The following is a 21,062-nucleotide window of genomic DNA, read 5'->3' on the forward strand; positions in this document are numbered from 1 at the left end:
CATGCCTGAGTATGATTACATTCGCGATGGCAATGCCATCTACGAGCGTTCCTTCGCCATCATCCGCGCCGAGGCCGATCTCTCGGGCTTCTCCGACGAGGAAGCGGATCTTGCGGTACGGATGGTGCATGCCTGCGGCTCCGTCGAAGCGACCAAGCAGTTCGTCTTCTCTCCCGATTTCGTGACCTCGGCCCGCGCGGCTCTGAAGGCCGGTGCGCCGATCCTCTGCGATGCCGAGATGGTCGCTCACGGTGTCACCCGGGCGCGACTGCCGGCCGGCAACGAGGTGATCTGCACGCTGCGCGATCCGCGTACGCCTGAGATTGCTGCGGAGATCGGCAACACGCGGTCCGCGGCGGCGCTGAAACTCTGGAGCGAGCGCCTGGCCGGTTCGGTCGTGGCGATCGGCAACGCTCCGACGGCCCTGTTCTTCCTGCTCGAAATGCTGCGCGACGGCGCGCCGAAGCCGGCGGCGATCCTCGGCATGCCCGTCGGTTTCGTCGGTGCGGCGGAATCGAAGGATGCGCTGGCCGAAAATTCCTATGGCGTTCCCTTCGCGATCGTCCGCGGCCGCCTCGGCGGCAGCGCGATGACGGCGGCGGCGCTGAATTCGCTCGCGAGGCCGGGCCTGTGAGCGGCGCCGGCGTGGGGCGCCTGATCGGCGTTGGAACCGGCCCGGGCGATCCGGAGCTTTTGACCGTCAAGGCGGTGAAGGCGCTCGGCGAAGCCGATGTGCTCGCCTATTTTGCCAAGGCCGGGCGTAGCGGCAACGGCCGCGCGGTCGTCGAGGGCCTGCTGAAGCCCGATCTCGTCGAGCTGCCGCTCTACTATCCGGTGACGACCGAGATCGACAAGGACGACGGCGCCTACAAGAGCCAGATCACCGATTTCTACAACGCCTCCGCCGAAACCGTGGCGGCGCATCTTGCCGCCGGACGTACGGTCGCCGTGCTCAGCGAAGGCGATCCGCTGTTCTACGGATCCTACATGCATCTGCATGTGCGGCTCGCCAACCGTTTTCCGGTCGAGGTGATCCCCGGCATTACCGCCATGTCCGGCTGCTGGTCGCTTGCCGGGCTGCCGCTGGTGCAGGGCGACGACGTGCTCTCCGTGCTTCCAGGCACGATGGCCGAAGCCGAGCTTGGCCGGCGGCTCAAGGATACCGAAGCCGCCGTGATCATGAAGGTCGGGCGCAACCTGCCGAAGATCCGCCGGGCGCTTTCCGTCTCCGGCCGTCTCGACCAGGCCGTCTATGTCGAGCGCGGCACCATGAAGAACGCGGCGATGACGGCGCTTGCGGAAAAGGCCGACGACGAGGCGCCCTATTTCTCGCTGGTGCTCGTTCCCGGCTGGAAGGACAGGCCATGACCGGTACGCTCTATGTGGTCGGCACCGGACCGGGCAGCCCGAAGCAGATGACGCCGGAAACGGCCGAGGCGGTTGCGGCGGCTGAAGAATTCTACGGCTACTTTCCCTATCTCGACCGGCTGAACCTGCGCCCCGACCAGGTGCGCGTCGCCTCCGACAATCGCGAGGAGCTCGATCGGGCGCAGGTGGCGCTGACGCGGGCCGCTGCCGGGGTGAAGGTCTGCATGGTCTCCGGCGGTGATCCGGGCGTCTTTGCCATGGCGGCCGCCGTCTGCGAGGCGATCGACAAGGGGCCAGCGGAATGGAAGTCGGTCGAACTGGTGATCACACCCGGCGTGACCGCCATGCTCGCCGTTGCCGCCCGCATCGGCGCGCCGCTCGGCCACGATTTCTGCGCGATCTCGCTTTCCGACAACCTGAAGCCCTGGGAGGTCATCACCCGGCGGCTCAAGCTGGCGGCGGAGGCAGGGCTCGTGATCGCGCTCTACAATCCGATCAGCAAGGCGCGCCCGTGGCAGCTCGGCGAAGCCTTCGAAATCCTGCGCGGCGTTCTGCCCGCAACCGTTCCGGTGATCTTCGGGCGCGCCGCGGGACGGCCGGACGAGCGCATGACGGTAATGCCGCTTGGCGACGCCGATGCCAACCGCGCCGACATGGCGACCTGCGTCATCATCGGTTCGCCGGAAACACGTATCATCGAGCGTGAAGGCCAGCCGGATCTCGTCTACACGCCGCGTTTCTATGCCGGAGCGAGCCAGTGAGCGATGCGGTCGAGCGCCTCGTCGCAACTGCCCGCCGTCGGCACGTCCGCGGGCTTGCGCCGCTCGACCATGATCACCTCGATGCCGAGCCGGCGCGCCGCGGCGATCTTGCCATAGGTGGCGCTGCCACCACTGTTCTTGGCGACGATCACGTCGATCTGCCGGCTTTTGAGCAGCGTGGCCTCGTCACCCTCTGCGAAGGGGCCGGTCGCCAGGATCGCCTCCTGGTCCGGCAGGTTCAACGGCGGGGTCACCGGATCGACGCTGCGGATGACATAGCTGTGCTGCGGCGCGGCTTCAAAGTGGAAGGCCTCCTGCCGGCCGATGGCGAGGAAGACACGGCGCGGGCGAGGGCCCAGCGCGCTTACCGCTTCGACGACGCTGCCGACCGAATTCCAGCGGTCGCCGGGCAAGGACTGCCATTCCGGTCGCCGGAGGGCCAGGAGCGGAACTCCGGTTCTTTGCGCCGCCTCAGCGGCATTGTGCGAAATGCGCGCGGCAAAGGGGTGCGTCGCATCGACGAGCAGCGCGATGTTCTCGTCACGCAGGAAATGCGCCAGCCCGTCGGCGCCGCCGAAGCCGCCTATGCGCGTCTTCACCGGCTGCGGCTTCGGGTCGGCGGTGCGACCGGCCAGCGAGATTGCGGTGTCGTAGCGGACGTCTTCGGCCAACCGATGCGCGAGCTCGCGCGCCTCGGTGGTGCCACCCAAAATCAGGATGCGAGGTTTTTCCATGGCTGACGTGTCGAACGGCGATCCCGGCATCGTCTCCCCCTGGCTGACCGTCATCGGTATCGGTGAAGATGGTGTAGCGGGTCTCGGCGACGAGGCCAAGCGGCTGATTGCCGAGGCCCCTGTCGTCTATGGCGGCAATCGCCATCTGGAGCTCGCCGCGCCGTTGATCAAGGGCGAGGCGCACAATTGGCAAAGCCCGCTCGAACGCTCGGTCGTGGAGATCGTTGAGCGCCGCGGCACGCCCGTCGTCGTGCTCGCCTCAGGCGACCCGTTCTTCTACGGTGTCGGCGTGACGCTGGCGCGCCGGATTGCCTCGGCGGAAATCCGTACGCTGCCGGCACCCTCGTCGATCAGCCTTGCGGCCTCGCGCCTCGGCTGGGCGCTGCAGGAGGCGACGCTCGTCTCGGTGCACGGACGCCCGCTCGATCTCGTGCGGCCGCACCTGCATCCGGGCGCACGCGTCCTGACGCTGACGTCGGACGGAGCAGGCCCCAGGGACCTTGCCGAGCTTCTGGTCGCCAGCGGCTTCGGTCAGTCGCGGCTGACCGTTCTGGAAGCGCTCGGCGGCGCTGGCGAACGGGTGACGACGCAGATCGCCTCGCGTTTCATGCTCGGCCTCGTCCATCCTCTCAATGTCTGCGCCATCGAGGTGAGCGCCGACGAGGGCGCGCGCATCCTGCCGCTCGCGGCCGGTCGCGACGATGCACTGTTCGAACATGACGGGCAGATCACCAAGCGGGAGGTGAGGGCGCTGACGCTCTCGGCTCTCGCGCCGCGCAAGGGCGAATTGCTCTGGGACATCGGCGGTGGCTCAGGCTCGATCGGCATCGAATGGATGCTGGCCGACCCGACCATGCAGGCGATCTCCATCGAAGTGTCGCCGGAGCGGGCCGCTCGCATCGGCCGCAACGCCATGATGTTCGGCGTGCCCGGGTTGACGGTGGTCGAAGGCGAGGCGCCGGCCGCGCTTGCCGGCCTGCCGCAGCCGGATGCGATCTTCATCGGCGGTGGTGGCAGCGACGGCGGCGTGATGGCGGCGGCGATCGCAGCACTTGGCCCCGGCGGACGGCTGGTTGCCAATGCGGTGACGACGGATATGGAGGCGGTTCTGCTCGATCATCACGCGCGGCTTGGCGGCTCTCTGATCCGCATCGATATCGCCAGAGCCGGCCCCGTCGGCGCGATGACCGGCTGGCGCCCGGCCATGCCGGTGACCCAATGGTCGTGGATCAAGAGCTAGAGCAATACCAGCAAAAGTGCGAAGCGGTTTTGCGTCCGGGATTGCGTAAGAACAAGAGAGCAATACCAGCACAAGTGCGAAGCGGTTTGCGTCCGGGATTGCGGGAAATAGAGAAAGAGCGACACATGACGGTACATTTCATCGGCGCCGGCCCGGGGGCTGCGGATCTGATCACGGTGCGTGGGCGCGACCTGATCGGGCGTTGCCCGGTCTGCCTCTATGCCGGTTCGATTGTCTCGCCGGAACTCCTGCAATATTGCCCGCCCGGTGCCCGCATCGTCGATACGGCGCCGATGTCGCTCGACGAGATCGAGGCCGAGTATGTGAAGGCGGCAGCCGACGGCCTGGATGTGGCACGGCTGCATTCCGGCGATCTTTCGGTGTGGAGTGCGGTCGCCGAACAGATCCGCCGGCTGGAGAAGCATGGCATCGCCTATACGATGACGCCGGGCGTTCCGTCCTTCGCCGCTGCGGCAGCAGCGCTCGGGCGCGAGTTGACCATTCCTGCGGTGGCCCAGAGCCTGGTGCTGACCCGCGTCTCCGGCCGTGCCTCGCCCATGCCGAACAGCGAAACGCTTTCCGCTTTCGGCGCTACCGGCGCGACGCTGGCGATCCATCTCGCCATCCATGCCCTTCAACAGGTGGTCGAGGAACTGACGCCGCTTTATGGCGCCGATTGCCCCGTCGCGATCGTGGTCAAGGCTTCCTGGCCGGACGAGCGGGTGGTGCGCGGCACGCTCCGCGATATAGCCGCCAAGGTTGCGGAAGAGCCGATCGAGCGCACGGCGCTGATCTTCGTTGGCCCCGGGCTCGAAGCTTCCGATTTCCGCGAGAGTTCGCTCTACGACCCAGCCTACCAGCGGCGCTTTCGGGGGCGTGGCGAATAGGCCAGATAATTCAAGCGCTGTCAGCGGCTTTCCGCGCGGCTGAAACTACTCTGTCGGTTCTTCTCTCGGCGGCCGCTGCTTGAGCGGGACGCCGCGTTTTTCCTTGACCCGATCGCGGTAGAGCGCGGCCTGGCCGAGCAGCATCAGCGTCACCGGCGTGGTGACGAGAACGAAGACGATGATCAGGATCTCGTGGAACACCCAGCGGCTCTGCAGCACCGCGAAGCAGATAATGGAGGCGGCGCAGATCAGGATCACGCCGCCGCTCGTTGCCAGCGTCGGCGCATGCAGGCGCTCGTAGAAGCTGGTAAACCGTAGAAGGCCGACCGAGCCGATCAGGGTGATTGCGGCGCCCAGAAGCGTCAGCCCGCAGACGAGGATGGCGGCCCAGACGGGAAGGTCGGTGAGGTGGCTCATTCGATGATCTCTCCGCGCATCAGGAATTTGCCGAAGGCGATCGACGACACGAAGCCGATCAGTGCGACGATCAGCGCCGATTCGAAATAGAGCGTGTTGGCGGTGCGGATGCCGAAGGTGAGCAGCATCAGCATGGCGTTGATATAGAGCGTGTCGAGGCCAAGGATGCGGTCCTGGGCGCGCGGGCCCCTCACCATGCGGAAGAAGGCGAAGGCCATCGCCAGACCGAGCATGATCTGGGCGATCAGGATCGACCAGATGATCGAAAGTTCCATCATCCGAATATCTCCTTCAAGGCAGCCTCGTAGCGTTTGACCGTATCGATCCAAACGCGCTCGTTCTCCATGTCGAGCACATGGAAGAGCAGCGATTTCCGGCGGCGGTCGTATTCGAGCCAGGCCGTTCCGGGCGTCGCGGTCAAGATACAGGCAAGCAGCGCCAGGGCGTTTTCGTCATCGATATCGAGATCGACCGTGAGGAATCCTGAACTCGGCGGTCGGCGTCGGCCGCGCAAAATGACGGCGATGACGGCAAGGTTGGAGCGGATGATGTCGAGTGCAACGGCAAAGCCGAAGCGTAGCGTCAGGAGGATCCGGCGCGGATGGGAACGGACGGGGCTGAGTTTCAGCGTCACCCAGCCGAGGCCGGTCGCCAGGATCGTGCCCATGACGAAAGTGCCGGGGGCCACCGATTGATTGAGCAGCAACCAGATGAGGAGCAGCGCAATCGACAGCAGCGGATAGGGGAACCAGGTGCGCATCGTTGACTAGCCTCCCGCCCGGGGTGCCATGAGCACCCGCTCGGTGTAGCTCGTCGGATCGAACAGCGAATCCGCCGTCGCCTGCATGTAGCGCATCGCCGGACCGGCCTGTACGCTGAGGAATATGCAGGTGGCGAGCAACACGATGACGGGTGTGATCTCGATGACGACGACGCGCGGCACGGTGTTTTCGATCGACGCCCAGAAGGTGCGGATGCCGACGCGATTCATGGCGATCATCGCTGCTAGACCGGAGATGATCAGCAGCGTGACATAGGTCCAGTCGGCCGTGGAGATCGCCCGGGCGGCTTCGGTCCCCGAGAGGCCGAAGAGACCGCCGAGGATCGCGAATTTGGCAACGAAGCCCGAGAGCGGTGGCAGGCCGGAAAGCAACAGGGCGCAGAGGCAGAAGCAGAGGCCGAGGATCGCCATGGTTCCGGGGATCGCCGCGCCGACCACTTCTTCCTCCTCGTCCTCGTCGGCGTCGCCATAGGCTTCCATCGTCACGGCGAGAACGTCGGCGCCGGCGTCGCGGCCGCGCTCGACCAGCTCGATCAAGAGGAAGAAGGCGGCGATGGTGAGCGTCGAACTGACGAGATAGAAGAGTGCGCCTGCGATCATGCCGGGATGGCCGAGGCCGATCGCAGCGAGCAAGGTGCCGGAGGAAACGAGCACCGAATAAGCGGCAAGCCGGCCCATGGCCTGCGAAGCGAGCACGCCGATGGCGCCGAAGGCGATCGTCAGCAGCCCGCCCGCAAGCAGGATCGGCTGGCCGAATCCCGCGGAAGCCCCGGCACTCGCGCCGAAGACCAGCAGCGAAAGCCTGAGAATGACGTAGATGCCGACCTTGGTCAGGATCGCAAAGACGGCGGCGACCGGCGGCGTTGCGGCAGAATAGGCCGTCGGCAGCCAGAAGCTCAAGGGCCACATGCCGGCCTTCACCAGGAAGGCGACGCCGAGCACCCCGGCGCCGACCTCGACCATCTGGCGATCGTCCGGCGAAAGTGTCGCCAGCTTCATCGAGAGATCGGCCATGTTGAGCGTGCCGGTCGCGCCATAAATCAGGCTGACGCCGATCAGGAAGAGCGACGAGGCGGCGAGATTGATCGCGACGTAGTGCAGGCCCGCCTTGACGCGCAGCGGCCCGGAGCCGTGCAGCAGCAGGCCGTAGGACGCCGCCAGCATCATCTCGAAGAAGACGAAGAGATTGAAGAGGTCACCGGTGAGGAACGAACCGTTGAGGCCGGCGATCAAAAGCTGGAACAGCGAATGGAAATGATGGCCGGCCGTGTGCCAGCGGGCGATCGAATAGGCCTGGGCGGCAAGCGCCAGTCCGCTCGTCAGGCACAGCATCAGCGCCGAAAGGCGGTCGAGCACCAGCACGATGCCGAAGGGGGCCGGCCAGTTGCCGAGCTGATAGACGCCGCTGCCGGCGGCCGCCCCGTCCACCGAGGCGATACGCATCAGCACCATCGAGAGCACGAAGAGTGCGAGCGTCGAGACGAAGCCCATCACGCCCTTCATCATGCGGTTGCGCTCGTCGATCGGGATCATCGCGGCACCGACCATCAGCGGTATCAGGATCGGCAGGATCAGCAGGTGGTGCATCCAGTTAGTCATGGCGCTGCTCCCGACCGTCGACATGGTCCGTGCCGGTGAAGCCGCGCGAGGCGAGCAGCACGACGAGGAAGAGCGCCGTCATGGCGAAGCCGATGACGATCGCGGTGAGCACGAGCGCCTGCGGCACCGGATCGGTGAAGCGGCTGAGATCGCCGACGCCACCGGGTTCCAGCACCGGCGGCGCGTTTACGCGAAGACGCCCCATGCCAAAGATGAAGAGGTTGACCGCATAGGAGAGCAGCGAAAGCCCGATGATCACCTGATAGGTACGTGGACGCAGCAACAGATAGACGCCGGATGCCGTAAGCACGCCGATGGCGGCCGAGAGAATGATCTCCATCAGCTGGCCTCCTTTCCGCTCCGCATGGCGCGCGCGTGGGCCCGCGGCGCGCGGATCGACTGGTGGGCGAGCGCGATGAGGATCAGCACCGTTGCTCCGAGCACCAGCGAGAAGACGCCGAGATCGAAGAACAGGGCGCTCGCCAGCGGGAACTTCCCGACGATCGGCAATGTGGCGTACTGGGCATGCGAGGTCAGGAACGGATAGCCGAAGAGCCAGGAGCCGATGCCGGTGGCCGCGGCGACCAGCAGCCCGATGCTCATCCAGCGCAAGGGATGGATGCGCAGCCGTTCCTCGACCCAGCGCGTGCCGCCGGACATGTATTGCAGGATGAAGCCGATCGACATGGCAATGCCGGCGGCAAATCCGCCACCCGGCAGATCATGGCCGCGCAGGAACAGATAGGCGGCCAGCATGCCGATGACCGGGAACATCCAGCGCATGATCACCGAAGGCACGAACAGATATTCGGCAACGCTGTCGCCCTCGTTGCGATCCGGATGGTCGTCGTCGAAGGCATTCTGGACACGTTGCTGTTCCGGCGCCTCCAGGCTGTCGGCCTGCGGGCGGAAGCGCAGAAGCAGGGCGAAGACCGTCAGCGCGACGATCGCCAGAACGCCGATTTCGCCAAGCGTGTCGAAGCCGCGGAAGTCGACGAGGATGACGTTGACGACATTGGTGCCTCCGCCCTCCTTGTAGGCGCGCTCGAGGAAGTAGCTGGCGATCGTCTCGGGCAGCGGACGGGTCATCATCGTATAGGCGATGAGCGCCACGCCGCCGCCGGCGGTGATCGCCAGCAGGAAGTCGCGCAGGCGCCGGAAGCGGACCTGCAGCGAAAGCAGCTCCGATTCCTGCGTATCCTCGATGCGCTTCGGCAGCCAGCGAAGACCGAGCAGGATGAGGACCGTCGTGACGATCTCGACGAGGAGCTGGGTCACGGCAAGGTCGGGCGCCGAAAGCCAGACGAAGGTCAGGCAGGTGGTGAGGCCGGCGCCGCCGAGCAGCACGAGCGCAGCCAGCCGGTGGAATTTCGCGAGAAGCGCCGCGCCGATCGCGCAAGCGATGCCGACGGCCCAGAGCAGGGCGAAGGCCGGATCGATGCTGCGCACGAGGAGCGGCGGCATTTCGTAGTGACTGAGAAGCAGCGGCAGTGCGGCGGCGGCGATGGCGATGAAGACGAGGAACCGCATCTGCGGTTGCAGCCGTCGCGTACCGAGACGCTGTTCGAGTGAACGCGCCCATTTCCACGAGAGCGTCACCAGCACGCGCTCGAAGATGCGCTGGCCGTGCAGCAGGCGGAAGATCGGCGGCCCTTCGATGCTGGTCGCAAGGTAGTTGCGCATCAGGAAATAGAGACCGACGCCGCCCGCCAGCGCGACGAAGCTCATGATCAAGGGCAGGTTCCAGCCGTGCCAGACGGCGAGGCTGTACTGCGGCGTGCTGGCGCCGAGGATGGCGACGACCGCCGTATGCAGGAACGGCCCGATGGTTATCGCCGGGATGATGCCGACGACGAGGCAGGCAAGCACCAGGAACTCGATCGGCGCGCGCATCCAGCGCGGCGGCTCGTGCGGCACCTTCGGCAGATCCTCCGGCGCCTTGCCGTAGAAGACGCTGTGGATGAAACGCAGCGAATAGGTAACCGCGAACATGCCGGCGAGCGTCGCGCCATAGGGCGTCATCGTGTCGAGGATGTTGGCCTGATGCGTTTCGATCGCTTCGGCGAAAAACATTTCCTTGGAGATGAAGCCGTTCAAGAGCGGCACGCCGGCCATGGCCGCGCTCGCGACCATGGCGAGCACGGCGGTTCCGGGCATGTAGCGGATCAGCCCTCCGAGCTTGCGCATGTCGCGCGTTCCGGTCTCGTGGTCGATGATGCCGGCCGCCATGAACAGCGACGCCTTGAAGGTGGCATGGTTGACGATGTGGAAGACCGCGGCGACGGCGGCAAGCGGGCTGCCAAGGCTCAGGAGGACCGTGATCAGGCCGAGGTGGCTGATGGTGGAATAGGCGAGCAGGCCCTTCAGGTCCTGCTGGAAAATGGCGAAATAGGCGCCGAGCAGCAGCGTCGAAAGCCCGGCAAGGCCAACGGTCCAGAACCAGGCTTCGGTGCCGGCCATGACCGGCCAGAGGCGCGCCAGCAGGAAGACGCCGGCCTTCACCATCGTCGCCGAATGCAGATAGGCCGAGACCGGCGTCGGCGCGGACATCGCATGCGGCAGCCAGAAATGGAACGGGAACTGCGCACTTTTCGTCAGCGCGCCGAGCAGAATCAGGATCAGTACCGGCATGTAGAGCGGCGAATTGCGGATCAGGTCGCCCGAGGTGAGCACGACGTCGAGATCGTAGCTCCCGACGATGCGGCCCATCAGCAGGAGGCCAACGAGCATGCAGAGACCGCCGGTGCCGGTCATGGTCAGCGCCATTCGCGCGCCGTCACGGGCATGGGCATTGTGATGCCAGTAGCCGATCAGCAGAAAGGAAACGATGCTGGTCAGTTCCCAGAAGACGGCAAGCAGGATGAGATTGCCCGAAAGCACCACGCCGAGCATCGAACCCATGAACGCCAGAAACAGTGCCAGGAAGCGCGGCACCGGGTCCTCTGCGGCCATGTAATAACGCGCATAGAGCACGACGAGCACGCCGATTGCGGTGACGAGCACCGTGAAGAGCCAGGCGAAGCCGTCCATGCGGAGGGTGAAATTGAGGCCGAGCTCAGGGAGCCAGGCGAGGTCGTAGCGCAGCACACCGCCTGAGGTGACGAAGGGATAGAGGCCGGCGGCGACGAGGAAACACAGGAGCGCGATCGCTCCCGCAAACCAGGCTGTCGCACCTCGTTGATCGGGCGGAAAGAAGATTGCAAGGAGGCTTCCCGCAAATGGGGCGAGAATGAAGACAGAAAGCAATTTTCCCGCGTATTCGATCGTACCGTTCCCTTCGTTCGGGTTTCATGGAGAGCGGGCACCAGAGCGCCGTGCTTTCAAACGAATGCACAAGGGACGCACCAGGATGTTGAATCTAGAGCATCTTTTCCGCTTCAGTGATTGCACTTGCAGCGGGACGTTCTAGAGGCCCGAAAGGGCGGTCGCATCAGCGACTGCCGCAGATGATGCCGCCGATCCCAAGAAGTGGAGGCAGGCAATTGTTTTTATGGCGATTCGCGGCAAGGCTGCCAAGCCTTGCCCGTGCGAAAAATGCACGCATCGTGGTTTTTGCAACGGGCGGGCGTGCTTCTCAGGCCGCGCGCCAGCGACGCTCGAAGGCGAAGGTGGCAAGGTCGTTGGCGTTCATCGGCCGCGCGAAGGCGTAGCCCTGCAGCCCGTGGCAGCCGAGTTCCTTCAGGATATGGGCGTGTTCCAGCGTCTCGACGCCCTCGGCGATCACTTCGATGCCAAGCGATGTGCCGATATCGATGATCGACTCGACCAGCCGCTTTTCGGTGGGCGACTCGCGGATCGGCAGGACGAGCTGGCGGTCGATCTTCAACCGCCGCGGGGTCAATTTCAAAAGGCTCAGGATCGAGGCATAGCCCGTGCCGAAATCGTCGATCTCGATGTCGATGCCGAGCTTCTTGATGCGACGGATGTTGGACAGCACCGTCATGTCGCTCTCGTCGAAGGAGATGGATTCCAGCAGCTCGAAAGACAGGCGGCCGGCCGGAATCTGCAATTGTTCGAGACGATCGATCAGGTTTTCATCGTGAAGACGCGCATAGGACAGATTGACCGAGACCTTGGGAATATGGATGCCGTTGGCCTCCCAGCGGTAGATCTGGAACAGCGCCTGTTCCAGGATTGCCTGGTCGATCGACGCGACCACGTTGATGTCTTCCGCCGTCTTCAGGAACGCGTGAGGGCCGAGCAGTCCCTTGGACGGATGATCCCAGCGGGCCAGTGCCTCGACACCGATGATGTCGAGCGATCGCGGGCAGAACTGCGGTTGGAAATGCGCGATGAACTCGTTGTGCTCCAGCCCGCGAAGGATCTCGTCGGCCGTCTGCTTCGTCTTGAAAACGGCTGTCTTCAACTCACCTGTGAAGGTCTCGTGCCGGTTGCGGCCGCGGCGCTTGGCTTCGTAGAGCGCAATGTCGGCATTGACCAGCACGTGCGACAGGTCATCCGTTGCCTTTGTCTGGGCAGCAATGCCGATGCTGACGCCGAGGCGGCACTCCTGGTCCTTGTAGCGAACGGGCACGCTCATCGCCTCGATGATGCGGGAAGCGAGTGTGGCGTCCGGTTCTGCCCCGCCATCCTGGCGAACGATGACGAATTCGTCGCCGCCGATGCGGGCAACGAAGTCCTTTGCATCCGCATTGCCGCGCAGCAGTTCGGCGGCGTGGCGCAGGATCTCGTCGCCGGCGGCGTGGCCGAGCGTATCGTTGATCTGCTTGAAGCGGTCGAGGTCCATGTGGAAGATGCTGAGCCTTGCCTCGGGCGTGAAATGCCTGTCGCGATCGGCCAGGACCTGGTCGAGGAAGCGGCGGTTCGGCAGGCCGGTCAGCGGATCGTGCAGGGCATTGAATTCCATGCGATGACGCGCCGCCTCGAGTTCGACGCTGTGCGCCTCGGCCATCCGCTTGGCTTCGAACAGGGTCTCGCGGGTCTCGAAGTCGGCGGTGACGTCCCAGTTGACCCCGACGACCTTCCTCATGCCATCTGCGCCGGTATAGGCGGAGCCGATCGCGCGAATGTGTCGCAAACTGCCGTCGGCGAGACAGATGCGGAACTCCGAGTTGTAGGCGTTGCCCGTCTCGAGCGCTTCTGCGAACTCGGCCTCGGCGCGCTGGAGATCGTCGGAATGCAGCGCGCTCCTCCAGTCCTCGTAGGTCTCGCTTGTGGAACCGACGCAGCCGTAGAGTTCCCGCATCCGGTCGTCCCAAAGCAGCTTGCCGCTCACGATGTCGAGTTCCCAAATGCCGATCTGCGAGGAGTCCAGCGCGATTTTCAGGCGATGGGAAAGTTCCTGCAGTTGCGCCTTGCTGTGCCTGAGCGCGCGAATGTTGGCTTGCCGCTCGCTCATCAGGCGGCCGGTCAGTACCATCGGCAGGATGATCATCAGGCCGCCGAGAACGATCAATCCGCGGATGAACCAGGCATTACCGGCCGTCGCCGGCCATCCGCTCTTGGGAACGGCTGCAATGCGCCAGGAGCCCCCAGGCAAAAGCACGGTCATCTCGACCGGCGAATGCTTGAAGATTGCCGGGTCGCCGAAGAAGATCGGTCCCTTTGCGCCTGTTCCGTCGCGTCCGGCTATGGCGATATCTATGCCGGGCTGCTTCGAAAAGAGTCCGCTGTCACGATAGAGGCGATCGATGTCGATGACGGCAGAGACGATGCCCCAGAAGCGATTGCTGCTGCCGCCGGCGTCGATCGATACCGGGAACCGACCGATCAATCCTCGCCCGCCCTGGACGAGGTCAACGGGGCCGGCAAGGACCATCTGGCCGGTGTTCTTCACCCGCATGACGGCCGCGCGTTGTGCATCATTCCTGCGGTAATCGAGCCCCAGCGCCTTCTCATTTCCTGCGAGCGGGTAGACGAGCGAGACGATGAGGTTCGGCGCGGCGGCGATGCTGCGCAGTTGCGAGCGTTCGGTGAAGATGCTGCGCGAGAGCGTAGCGAAGCGTTTCTGATCCATGCCGGGCTCGGTGACGAGCGTGCCGATCAATCCGCGCACCAACTGGATGTTGCCGTTGACGTTGGCCTCGAGTTTGGCGCGGATGGGGTTGAGCTCTTCGGCGATCCGAGCGCGCAGGCGCGCCTCAGCCACCACCTGGTTCTGATTGTCTGCGAGGATGCCGGCCACCAGGACCACGAAAGCCGCTATGACCGCCGGAAGGTAACTTGGCGCTAAATTTCTGAAGAGCCTCTTCATTCCGAGGTTGAAAGCATGTCTGGCAGGCACAAATCACCCCGGTGGCACGCGAATGGCTGTGTATCGACCGGGATGATCCCAAAAGGGTCTTAACAATTCTTGTTTTAGGCGGCTCTTTTATACGAGGTTACGCACTCAGTCGCGCTTGCGCTCGGGCAGCTTCTTGCGCTTGGTCTCGGCAAGTTCCTTGAGTTCGCTTTCGCTCATGGATTTTTCCATCCCGCGGGACGCGCCCTTGAGGCTGGATTTCTTGATCTCTCCGCGCTTTGCGGCAAGGGCCGCACCGGCTGCCTGCTGCTGAGCCTTCGACTTGGCTGGCATGGAACACCACCTTTCCGTTGATAGCCCTCTCCCAACGCGCGGCCATCGTCGGTGTTCCCGGATTTCCGGATGGACCGCGATCCTACGTGCCTTCGCGCGCTTCGATCATCGCCTGCAACGTCTCCAGGCGATCGGCGTCGCGCGGCAGCTTGTCCTGCCGAAGGCGGGCTATGCGCGGAAAACGCATCGCCACGCCGGACTTGTGCCGGGTCGAACGATTGATGCCCTCGAAGGCGACTTCGACGACGAAACCGAAATCGGGCTCGGCGCGCACGGCCCGGACCGGCCCGAAGCGCTCGGTCGTGTTGTCCCTGACGAAACGGTCGAGAACCTCCAGCTCGGCGTCGGTGAAGCCGAAATAGGCCTTGCCGACCGGTACCAGCGCCTCCTTTCCGTCGACGGTGGTCCAGACGCCGAAGGTGTAGTCGGAGTAGTAGCTCGAGCGCTTGCCGTGGCCGCGCTGCGCATACATCAGCACCGCGTCGATGTTGAAGGGCGCACGCTTCCACTTGAACCAGGGACCCTTGACGCGGCCCGGCGTATAGGGCGAATCGAGCCGCTTCAACATGATGCCTTCGATGACCGGATCGGGCGGGTCGGCACGCAGCCGATCAAGCTCGTCCCAGGACGAGAACGGCACCAGCGGCGACAGGTCGAAATGCTGCGGCGAGGCGTGTTCGACCAGATCGGCAAGCATTGCCCTTCTTGCGACGAAGCCTTGCGGGCGAACGTCGTCTTCGGCTGAAAAGAGAATGTCGTAAGCGCGGATGAAGGCAGGATAGGCCTCGAGGAGCTTGTGGCTGACGGTCTTGCGGTTCAGGCGCTGTTGCAGATCGGCGAAGTTTCGGGTTGCGCGATTGGTGCGCGTCGTACCGCCGACGAGCAGTTCGCCGTCGATGACGCCGGTGAAGTCCGCGGCTTCCAGCACATCGGGAAAGGCGCCGGAGATCTCGTCGCCGCTGCGGGAATAGAGCCGGCGCGCGCCGCCGATATTGGCAAGCTGCACCCGGATCCCATCCCACTTCCATTCGGCGGCGAAGTCCCTGGGGTCGAGCGCGTCGAGATCGCCTTCGCCGACGGGATTGGCAAGCATGACCGAATGGAAGACGGCAGGCGTCGAAAGCGCAGGTTTCTCGGCCTCGCCCGAAAGCCAGCCGAAGAGCGGCAGATAGGGCGGCGACAAACCGTGCCAGAGCGTCTCGATCTCGGCGACATCCTTGCCGCCCATTTCGGCGAGCGCCTGCTTGGCGAGCTTGGCTGATACGCCGATGCGCAGGCCGCCGGTCACCAGCTTGAGAAAGGCGAAGCGCGCCGAGGTGTCCAGGTGGTCGAGCATATCGCGCACGACGCTGCGCGCGTCGGCACGGCCGGTCATCTGCAGGCGCTCGATGGCTTCACCGAGTGGAATATCAGATGCAACGGTGCCGGCGGGCGGCTCCCAGACGAGCGAGACCGTTTCGGCCAGATCGCCGACATAGTCGTAGGAATACTGGAACAGCACGGCGTCCATGCGTTCGAGCAGCAGGTCGCGGATCATCGCGGGCTTGACGGTGTTCAGCGATAACGTGCCGGCGATGGCCGCAAGCGCGTAGCCGCGGCTCGGATCCGGAGCGGTCTGGAAGTAATCGGCCAGCAGGCGAATCTTGGCGTTGCGCTGCGGGCTCAAAACGAGACGGTCGAGCAGCTCGGCAAAGGCACGCATCCGTCACTCTCCCTCGTCGTCGTAGCCGACGAGGTGCAGCGGACGGGCGGCGATGCCCTGAAGCTCGCACCAGCGCACCAGCGCTTCCTCGCGCCCATGCGTGACCCACACTTCGCCCGGTGCAATCTCGGTGATCGTTGCCGTGAGCTCGGCCCAGTCGCAATGGTCGGAGATGACGAGCGGCAGTTCGACGCCGCGCTGCTTTGCTCTTTGACGGATCAGCATCCAGCCGGACGCGAAGATGGCGATCGGATCGGCGAAGCGCCGCGACCATCTGTCGGCGAAGGCGGCGGGCGGGCCGACCACGACCGTACCCCTGAAGTCCTGCTTTTCGTCTGCGGCGAGCGTTGCCGGACGCAGTTCGCCGAGGTCGATGCCCTGGCTCTGGTAGTAGTCGCAGAGCCGCTGCAGGGCGCCGTGGATGAAGATCGGCTCGTGGTAGCCCGCTTCGCGCAGGAGCGCGATGACGCGCTGTGCCTTGCCGAGCGCATAGGCGCCGACGACGTGGGTCCGTTCGGGAAATTGCGCAAGCGACGTCAGCAGCTTGCGGGTTTCGGCCCGGTCGTCCGGGTGGTGGAAGACCGGCAGACCGAAGGTCGCTTCGGTGATGAAGACGTCGCAGGCGACCGGTTCAAAACCGGCACAGGTCGGATCCCGCCGCCGCTTGTAGTCGCCGGAGACGACGATGCGCGTGCCGTTGGCGCGGACGGAGATCTGTGCCGAGCCGAGCACGTGGCCGGCGGGATGGAAGCCCACTTCGACACCGTTCAGTGTCAGCCTTTCCCCGAGTTCGACCGCCTGGGTCGTACCGCAGAAGCCTTCGCCATAGCGAATGCGCATGATGTCGAGGGTTTCGCGGGTGGCGAGCACCTGGCCGTGGCCGGCGCGGGCATGGTCGGAATGGCCATGGGTAATGAGCGCCCTTTCGACCGGCTGCACCGGGTCGATGTAGAAGTCGCCGATCTGGCAATAGAGACCCTTGGGGGCGGGATAGAGCAGGGCGTCCGGTTTCATGGACATAAAGATAGCCGGCGAAGGCGTGTCCGCCAGCCATCTTGTTCAAGTTTTTCAAGGCACAACATCGGCCGCGCCTCGATCAGGTTCAGCCGTTCAGGACGAGCGTGTCGCTGATCAGCTTCAGCGTACGGGCGGCATCGATGTCGATGCAGGCCTTCTGGCTCGGCAGATCGTCCCAGGGGCTCGGCGGGAAGAGCTTGTTGTCGGGCCGCTGGATCGTCTGACCGTCGGCAATGCCGCCGCAGACGACGCGGATCGATCCGCTTCTGACGGTGAAGAGCTCGGGTGCCACGACATAGCCGCAGGCGCAGCTGTCATGCACGACCATGCCGTCGGGCACGTGCTGCTCGTAGAAGGTGACGTAGAACTGCGAGATGTCGGCGAGCAGTTTGCCGGCTTCGCCGCCCTGCTCGGCAATGTCGGCGATCATCGCCTTGGTCATCACCGTCTTGGTGGTGACGTCGAGACCGACGACGGTGACTGGCCACGGGGCCGTCATCACGACGTCAGCGGCTTCCGGGTCGCCGTGAATGTTGGCTTCGGCCGCCGGGGTGATGTTGCCGTTGACGTCGAAGGCGCCACCCATGATGACGACTTCGCGCACGAGCGCGGCAAAATCCGGATCCTCGCGCAGCGCCAGCGCCAGGTTAGTCATGCGGCCGACCGCAATCAGCGTCACTTGGCCCGGATGGGCGCGAACCGTATCGATGATGAAGCGATGCGCCGGACGCGGGTCGATCGGCAGATCGACCGTCTCGGGGACGTCGATGTTGCCGAGGCCGTCGTCGCCGTGGATGAAGGTCGGCCAGCCGACATGCGGGCGGTCGGGGTTGAAGGTCTTGTCGAGGCCCTTGGCGACCGGTGCGTCGATGCCCCAGCGCTGCTTCAGGAACAGGGCGTTGCGCGTGGTGGTTTCGACCGAGGCGTTGCCGAAGACGGTGGTGATGCCGATCAGGTCGATGGCCGGATGCCGATGCAGGAAGAGCAGTGCCATCGCATCGTCGATGCCGGGGTCCGTATCGAATATGACTTTGTGCATTTTCGTTCTTCTTTTCTTGTTCTTGTGTTTGACGGCCCGCAATGGAGGCAAGATGGCCGCGAAAGTCAATCTCCCTCCCCGGCCGCTTGGGCCGAGACGGAGCGCCTTCCCGGTGCGTTTCCGTGGGAACATCGCTGCCCGGGCGGACATGGCAAGCTCCTTCACATGGATGGGAACTGCTCATCCAGTGTCAACCGGAGGTCATTGTCATGCATAAGCTGGTACTCGTTTCGATGATCGTCATCACCGCGGCCACTTCGTTTGCCGCTCCCTCCTTTGCCCAAAGCGCCGGCGGCAAGGGCCGCGGCGGCGGTGGCGGGCACAGCTCTTCCGACAGCAGCGATTGGTATCCTGGCATCGGCTCCTTCACGCATGGCAACGACAACTACAACCGTCGCCGTCCCAGGGTGATCCTGACGAAATCCGGGGCCTACTGTGTTGAAAACCGGCGGTGGGTGGATGCGTCAGGAACCGTGCACGTCTCGCCCTACCGCGAGTGCCGCAACCGCGTGGACATCGCGATCGATTGAGCAGCGCCAACAGGCGACAGCAATGCGCAGGCGGGTAATCGCCTGCGCATTGCTTTGCTGTTTCAGTGGCCGCGCTGGTCGCGGCCGCGTGACCTTCTCCGCAGCAGCTTAAACTTTCCGAAAGGTGGCGGGCCTTATGTTGAGGCGGGCCCTTCGGGCTTTTCTGCAATTCCTGGATATGACGGCGGAGTCACCCTTGTGAAGGCTATCCTCGGCAAGTTTCGGCCATCGAAGAGACTGCTCGTCATCCTCGCGGCCGCCTTCGGCGTCTCGGCCGCCTCCGGCGGAGCCGCCGTCTATGTCAGCCGGGATGCCCTGATGGCGGGACTTTCCAAGCCGAATACCTCGGGCCTCGAATGCACGCTGCTGCGGACCCTCAAGCTCAGCCACAACGGCCAGCGCTGGATCCGCATGCACGTCAAGACCGATCGCGCCGACGGCGAGACGCGCATGCGCACGGCCCTGCGTGTGGTCGGCGCGCTGGCGAGGGCCGAGCGGGCCGATCTCTATCAGGTCGTCGTGCTCGATGCGGCCGGCCCAGAGGATCGGGCCCAGGTCCGCGGAGCCGCAATCGGCGCGGAGGTGCTCTTCGCTCCCGGTCCGCAGAGCGTGCCCGGCATGAGCGAAACCTTCCGCGCTTCCTATAACGCCGGCACGGCCAACTCTGCCGGCGTCTTCCACGGCAAGACGGTCGATCTCTCCATGGACGATATCCACACGATGATGGCCGCGATGGACGACCATTCGCCTTGCATCGATCCGTTGGCGGACCCTACCGAAGCCAAGACCGCCGACGCAGGTGGTGCCGAACATGAGGCCGAACCGGCTGAAACAGCCGAGGCGCCCGCCGGGCATTGAGCCCGCGGTGCCCGCCAGTAATAGTTTCCATTGAAAATCAGAAAGGCCCGACGCGTGCGCGGCGGGCCTTCGTGTTCATTGCAATGCGACCTTGATCAGTCGGCCTTGTGGCGGCGCGCGGGGAAGAGGATGACGTCGCGGATCGACGGCGCATTGGTGAGCAGCATGATCAGGCGGTCGACGCCGATGCCAAGGCCGCCGGCCGGCGGCATGCCCTGGTCGATGGCATCAAGGAACTCGTCGTCGAGCTGCTTGGCCTTTTCGCCGCGGGCGTGCGCCTGCTCGAGCTGCTCGACCATGCGGGCGCGCTGCTCTTCCGGGTCGTTGAGTTCCGAGAAGGCGTTGCCGAGTTCCCAGGTGTTGCAATAGGTCTCGAATCGCTCGACGAGGCGCGGCTCGCCCGGCACTTCCTTGGCGAAGGGCGAGATGTCCTTCGGGAAATGCGTGACGTGGGCCGGCTGGATCAGCGTCGGCTCGACCTTCTCCTCGAAGACGAAGGCCAGGCATTCGCCCCAGGTCCAGTCCTTCTCGACCTCGAAGCCGGCAGCCTTGGCGGCAGCGCGGGCTTCTTCGTCGGTCTTCATCGCCAGGAAGTCGATGCCGGTCGCTTCCTTGACGGCATCAGGCATCGGCACGCGGCGGAACGGGCCCTTGAAGGAGATCTGCTTGTCGCCATAGGCGAATTCGGTCGAGCCGTGGATCGCCATGGCGAGTTCGGAGAACATGCGTTCGACGAGGTCCATGACGTCCTCGTAGTCGGCATAGGCCCAATAGCACTCCATCATGGTGAATTCCGGATTGTGCCGGGTGGAGACGCCTTCGTTGCGGAAGTTGCGGTTGATCTCGAACACCTTGTCGGTGAGGCCCGAGACCAGCGTCCGCTTCAGATACAGTTCCGGCGCGATGCGCAGGTACATGTCGAGCTTCAGCGTGTTGTGATGCGTCTTGAACGGCTCGGCGGTGGCGCCGCCATAGACCGAATGCAGCATCGGCGTCTCGACTTCCATGAAGCCGTCGTTTTCCATGAAGCGGCGGATGCCGGAAACGATCTTGCTGCGTTGCTGGAAGCGCAGCTTCGATTCCTCGTTGGTCATGATGTCGAGGTGACGCTTGCGGTAGCGCAGCTCGATGTCGGAGAGGCCGTGCCACTTCTCGGGCATCGGCAGCAGCGACTTCGTCAGCATGGTGATCGTCTGGGCGTTGATCGTCAGCTCGCCGCGCTTGGTGCGGCGCACGACGCCGGTGACGCCGATGATGTCGCCGATGTCGATCATCGGCAGCAGGCCGCGGGCTTCCTCGCTCGTCACGTCCTTGTGGCTGAAGATCTGGATCTTGCCGGAGGCGTCATGGATATCCATGAACATGCCGGAGTTGCGCGAGGAATAGACGCGGCCGGCAACGGTCACGACATCCTGCGTCTCGGTGTCCGGCTCCAGGCCCTCATACTTCGCCGTGAGTTCGGCATTGGTCATCGTCCGGTGGAAATGGGCCGGATAGACGTCGCCGATCTGCTCGCGCAGGAGGTTCAGCTTCTGTGCGCGAACTTCCGTTGCGTCGGAGGAGAGGCCAGTGGTCTCGGTCTTGTCGTTCATCG

Annotated in this window: 20 protein-coding genes; 7 read left to right on the top strand and 13 right to left on the bottom strand. The window is 64.5% G+C overall.

What is annotated here, in order from left to right:
• The first annotated feature begins 1 nt into the window (after position 1).
• Genes BHMPCIPO_RS28870 through BHMPCIPO_RS28880 form a run of 3 tightly spaced genes read left to right on the top strand, consistent with a single transcriptional unit; the run spans position 2 to position 2,129 of the window.
• Positions 2 to 634: a precorrin-8X methylmutase gene (locus BHMPCIPO_RS28870; RefSeq protein ID WP_173520268.1), complete on the top strand. Its 633-nt coding sequence runs from the start codon at positions 2 to 4 to the stop codon at positions 632 to 634.
• On the top strand, positions 631 to 1,368 hold the full coding sequence (locus BHMPCIPO_RS28875; RefSeq protein ID WP_173520269.1) for a precorrin-2 C(20)-methyltransferase: 738 nt from the start codon (positions 631 to 633) through the stop codon (positions 1,366 to 1,368). The genes BHMPCIPO_RS28870 and BHMPCIPO_RS28875 overlap by 4 nt, the downstream gene beginning before the upstream one ends.
• The gene (locus BHMPCIPO_RS28880; protein ID WP_173520270.1) at positions 1,365 to 2,129 is read left to right on the top strand and encodes a precorrin-3B C(17)-methyltransferase; all 765 of its coding nucleotides are present in this window, start codon (positions 1,365 to 1,367) and stop codon (positions 2,127 to 2,129) included. Before BHMPCIPO_RS28875 ends, BHMPCIPO_RS28880 begins: the two co-directional genes overlap by 4 nt.
• Here the strand turns inward: BHMPCIPO_RS28880 and BHMPCIPO_RS28885 are convergent.
• A complete protein-coding gene (locus tag BHMPCIPO_RS28885) occupies positions 2,108 to 2,863 on the bottom strand; it encodes a cobalt-precorrin-6A reductase (protein ID WP_173520271.1) in 756 nt (251 codons plus the stop codon). The two genes, BHMPCIPO_RS28880 and BHMPCIPO_RS28885, sit on opposite strands and share 22 nt — an antisense overlap.
• Between BHMPCIPO_RS28885 and cbiE the strand changes: the two genes are divergently transcribed.
• Both cbiE and cobM read left to right on the top strand, forming a co-directional pair.
• Positions 2,862 to 4,103, top strand: coding sequence for a precorrin-6y C5,15-methyltransferase (decarboxylating) subunit CbiE (gene cbiE / locus BHMPCIPO_RS28890; protein WP_246304725.1), 1,242 nt, complete (start codon positions 2,862 to 2,864; stop codon positions 4,101 to 4,103). The genes BHMPCIPO_RS28885 and cbiE overlap by 2 nt on opposite strands.
• Before the next feature lie 125 nt (positions 4,104 to 4,228).
• Positions 4,229 to 4,990, top strand: a complete 762-nt coding sequence (gene cobM, locus BHMPCIPO_RS28895) for a precorrin-4 C(11)-methyltransferase (RefSeq protein ID WP_173520273.1) — start codon at positions 4,229 to 4,231, stop codon at positions 4,988 to 4,990.
• A gap of 45 nt (positions 4,991 to 5,035) precedes the next feature.
• Here the strand turns inward: cobM and mnhG are convergent, their stop codons facing one another.
• The 11 genes from mnhG to BHMPCIPO_RS28950 all read right to left on the bottom strand — a co-directional run bounded on the left by mnhG (position 5,036) and on the right by BHMPCIPO_RS28950 (position 18,080).
• Entirely contained in the window at positions 5,036 to 5,407 is a 372-nt protein-coding gene (gene mnhG, locus BHMPCIPO_RS28900; RefSeq protein WP_173520274.1) for a monovalent cation/H(+) antiporter subunit G, read from the bottom strand.
• Complete coding sequence (locus BHMPCIPO_RS28905) at positions 5,404 to 5,685, bottom strand: K+/H+ antiporter subunit F (RefSeq protein ID WP_173520275.1); 282 nt, start codon at positions 5,683 to 5,685, stop codon at positions 5,404 to 5,406. The genes mnhG and BHMPCIPO_RS28905 overlap by 4 nt, the downstream gene beginning before the upstream one ends.
• On the bottom strand, positions 5,682 to 6,167 hold the full coding sequence (locus BHMPCIPO_RS28910; protein WP_173520276.1) for a Na+/H+ antiporter subunit E: 486 nt from the start codon (positions 6,165 to 6,167) through the stop codon (positions 5,682 to 5,684). The genes BHMPCIPO_RS28905 and BHMPCIPO_RS28910 overlap by 4 nt, the downstream gene beginning before the upstream one ends.
• Positions 6,168 to 6,173: 6 nt before the next feature.
• Positions 6,174 to 7,787: a monovalent cation/H+ antiporter subunit D gene (locus tag BHMPCIPO_RS28915; RefSeq protein WP_173520277.1), complete on the bottom strand. Its 1,614-nt coding sequence runs from the start codon at positions 7,785 to 7,787 to the stop codon at positions 6,174 to 6,176.
• Complete coding sequence (locus tag BHMPCIPO_RS28920; protein WP_034787081.1) at positions 7,780 to 8,127, bottom strand: Na+/H+ antiporter subunit C; 348 nt, start codon at positions 8,125 to 8,127, stop codon at positions 7,780 to 7,782. The genes BHMPCIPO_RS28915 and BHMPCIPO_RS28920 overlap by 8 nt, the downstream gene beginning before the upstream one ends.
• Positions 8,127 to 11,033 (bottom strand): monovalent cation/H+ antiporter subunit A, encoded by a 2,907-nt coding sequence (locus tag BHMPCIPO_RS28925; protein WP_173520278.1) that lies wholly within the window; start codon positions 11,031 to 11,033, stop codon positions 8,127 to 8,129. The genes BHMPCIPO_RS28920 and BHMPCIPO_RS28925 overlap by 1 nt, the downstream gene beginning before the upstream one ends.
• Positions 11,034 to 11,361: 328 nt before the next feature.
• Entirely contained in the window at positions 11,362 to 14,001 is a 2,640-nt protein-coding gene (locus BHMPCIPO_RS28930; protein ID WP_173520279.1) for a bifunctional diguanylate cyclase/phosphodiesterase, read from the bottom strand.
• 135 nt (positions 14,002 to 14,136) lie between these two features.
• Positions 14,137 to 14,322 (bottom strand): DUF3008 family protein, encoded by a 186-nt coding sequence (locus BHMPCIPO_RS28935; protein ID WP_173520280.1) that lies wholly within the window; start codon positions 14,320 to 14,322, stop codon positions 14,137 to 14,139.
• An 82-nt stretch (positions 14,323 to 14,404) separates the two neighbouring features.
• A complete protein-coding gene (locus BHMPCIPO_RS28940) occupies positions 14,405 to 16,024 on the bottom strand; it encodes a cisplatin damage response ATP-dependent DNA ligase (RefSeq protein WP_173520281.1) in 1,620 nt (539 codons plus the stop codon).
• A 3-nt stretch (positions 16,025 to 16,027) separates the two neighbouring features.
• Positions 16,028 to 17,038 carry a ligase-associated DNA damage response exonuclease gene (locus BHMPCIPO_RS28945; RefSeq protein ID WP_173520657.1) on the bottom strand — a complete coding sequence of 337 codons (1,011 nt, stop codon included), beginning with the start codon at positions 17,036 to 17,038 and terminating at the stop codon, positions 16,028 to 16,030.
• Positions 17,039 to 17,126: 88 nt separating this feature from the next.
• Positions 17,127 to 18,080: a nucleoside hydrolase gene (locus tag BHMPCIPO_RS28950; protein ID WP_173520282.1), complete on the bottom strand. Its 954-nt coding sequence runs from the start codon at positions 18,078 to 18,080 to the stop codon at positions 17,127 to 17,129.
• 209 nt (positions 18,081 to 18,289) lie between these two features.
• On the opposite strand from BHMPCIPO_RS28950, the gene BHMPCIPO_RS28955 reads away from it, so the two are divergent.
• Complete coding sequence (locus BHMPCIPO_RS28955) at positions 18,290 to 18,610, top strand: hypothetical protein (RefSeq protein WP_173520283.1); 321 nt, start codon at positions 18,290 to 18,292, stop codon at positions 18,608 to 18,610.
• A 198-nt stretch (positions 18,611 to 18,808) separates the two neighbouring features.
• A complete protein-coding gene (locus BHMPCIPO_RS28960) occupies positions 18,809 to 19,468 on the top strand; it encodes a hypothetical protein (protein WP_173520284.1) in 660 nt (219 codons plus the stop codon).
• A gap of 95 nt (positions 19,469 to 19,563) precedes the next feature.
• Here the strand turns inward: BHMPCIPO_RS28960 and lysS are convergent, their stop codons facing one another.
• Positions 19,564 to 21,060: a lysine--tRNA ligase gene (gene lysS / locus BHMPCIPO_RS28965; RefSeq protein ID WP_173520285.1), complete on the bottom strand. Its 1,497-nt coding sequence runs from the start codon at positions 21,058 to 21,060 to the stop codon at positions 19,564 to 19,566.
• Positions 21,061 to 21,062: the final 2 nt, after the last annotated feature.

This window comes from Ensifer sesbaniae, assembly GCF_013283665.1.
In the GTDB taxonomy this organism is placed as follows: domain Bacteria; phylum Pseudomonadota; class Alphaproteobacteria; order Rhizobiales; family Rhizobiaceae; genus Ensifer; species Ensifer sesbaniae.

Coding starts and splice junctions, on each gene's coding strand:
- BHMPCIPO_RS28870 (WP_173520268.1), top strand. CDS start 2: ATGCCTGAGTATGATTACATTCGCGATGGCAATGCCATCTACGAGCGT.
- BHMPCIPO_RS28880 (WP_173520270.1), top strand. CDS start 1,365: ATGACCGGTACGCTCTATGTGGTCGGCACCGGACCGGGCAGCCCGAAG.
- cbiE (WP_246304725.1), top strand. CDS start 2,862: ATGGCTGACGTGTCGAACGGCGATCCCGGCATCGTCTCCCCCTGGCTG.
- BHMPCIPO_RS28885 (WP_173520271.1), bottom strand. CDS start 2,863: ATGGAAAAACCTCGCATCCTGATTTTGGGTGGCACCACCGAGGCGCGC.
- cobM (WP_173520273.1), top strand. CDS start 4,229: ATGACGGTACATTTCATCGGCGCCGGCCCGGGGGCTGCGGATCTGATC.
- mnhG (WP_173520274.1), bottom strand. CDS start 5,407: ATGAGCCACCTCACCGACCTTCCCGTCTGGGCCGCCATCCTCGTCTGC.
- BHMPCIPO_RS28905 (WP_173520275.1), bottom strand. CDS start 5,685: ATGATGGAACTTTCGATCATCTGGTCGATCCTGATCGCCCAGATCATG.
- BHMPCIPO_RS28910 (WP_173520276.1), bottom strand. CDS start 6,167: ATGCGCACCTGGTTCCCCTATCCGCTGCTGTCGATTGCGCTGCTCCTC.
- BHMPCIPO_RS28915 (WP_173520277.1), bottom strand. CDS start 7,787: ATGACTAACTGGATGCACCACCTGCTGATCCTGCCGATCCTGATACCG.
- BHMPCIPO_RS28920 (WP_034787081.1), bottom strand. CDS start 8,127: ATGGAGATCATTCTCTCGGCCGCCATCGGCGTGCTTACGGCATCCGGC.
- BHMPCIPO_RS28930 (WP_173520279.1), bottom strand. CDS start 14,001: ATGAAGAGGCTCTTCAGAAATTTAGCGCCAAGTTACCTTCCGGCGGTC.
- BHMPCIPO_RS28935 (WP_173520280.1), bottom strand. CDS start 14,322: ATGCCAGCCAAGTCGAAGGCTCAGCAGCAGGCAGCCGGTGCGGCCCTT.
- BHMPCIPO_RS28940 (WP_173520281.1), bottom strand. CDS start 16,024: ATGCGTGCCTTTGCCGAGCTGCTCGACCGTCTCGTTTTGAGCCCGCAG.
- BHMPCIPO_RS28945 (WP_173520657.1), bottom strand. CDS start 17,038: ATGAAACCGGACGCCCTGCTCTATCCCGCCCCCAAGGGTCTCTATTGC.
- BHMPCIPO_RS28950 (WP_173520282.1), bottom strand. CDS start 18,080: ATGCACAAAGTCATATTCGATACGGACCCCGGCATCGACGATGCGATG.
- BHMPCIPO_RS28955 (WP_173520283.1), top strand. CDS start 18,290: ATGCATAAGCTGGTACTCGTTTCGATGATCGTCATCACCGCGGCCACT.
- lysS (WP_173520285.1), bottom strand. CDS start 21,060: ATGAACGACAAGACCGAGACCACTGGCCTCTCCTCCGACGCAACGGAA.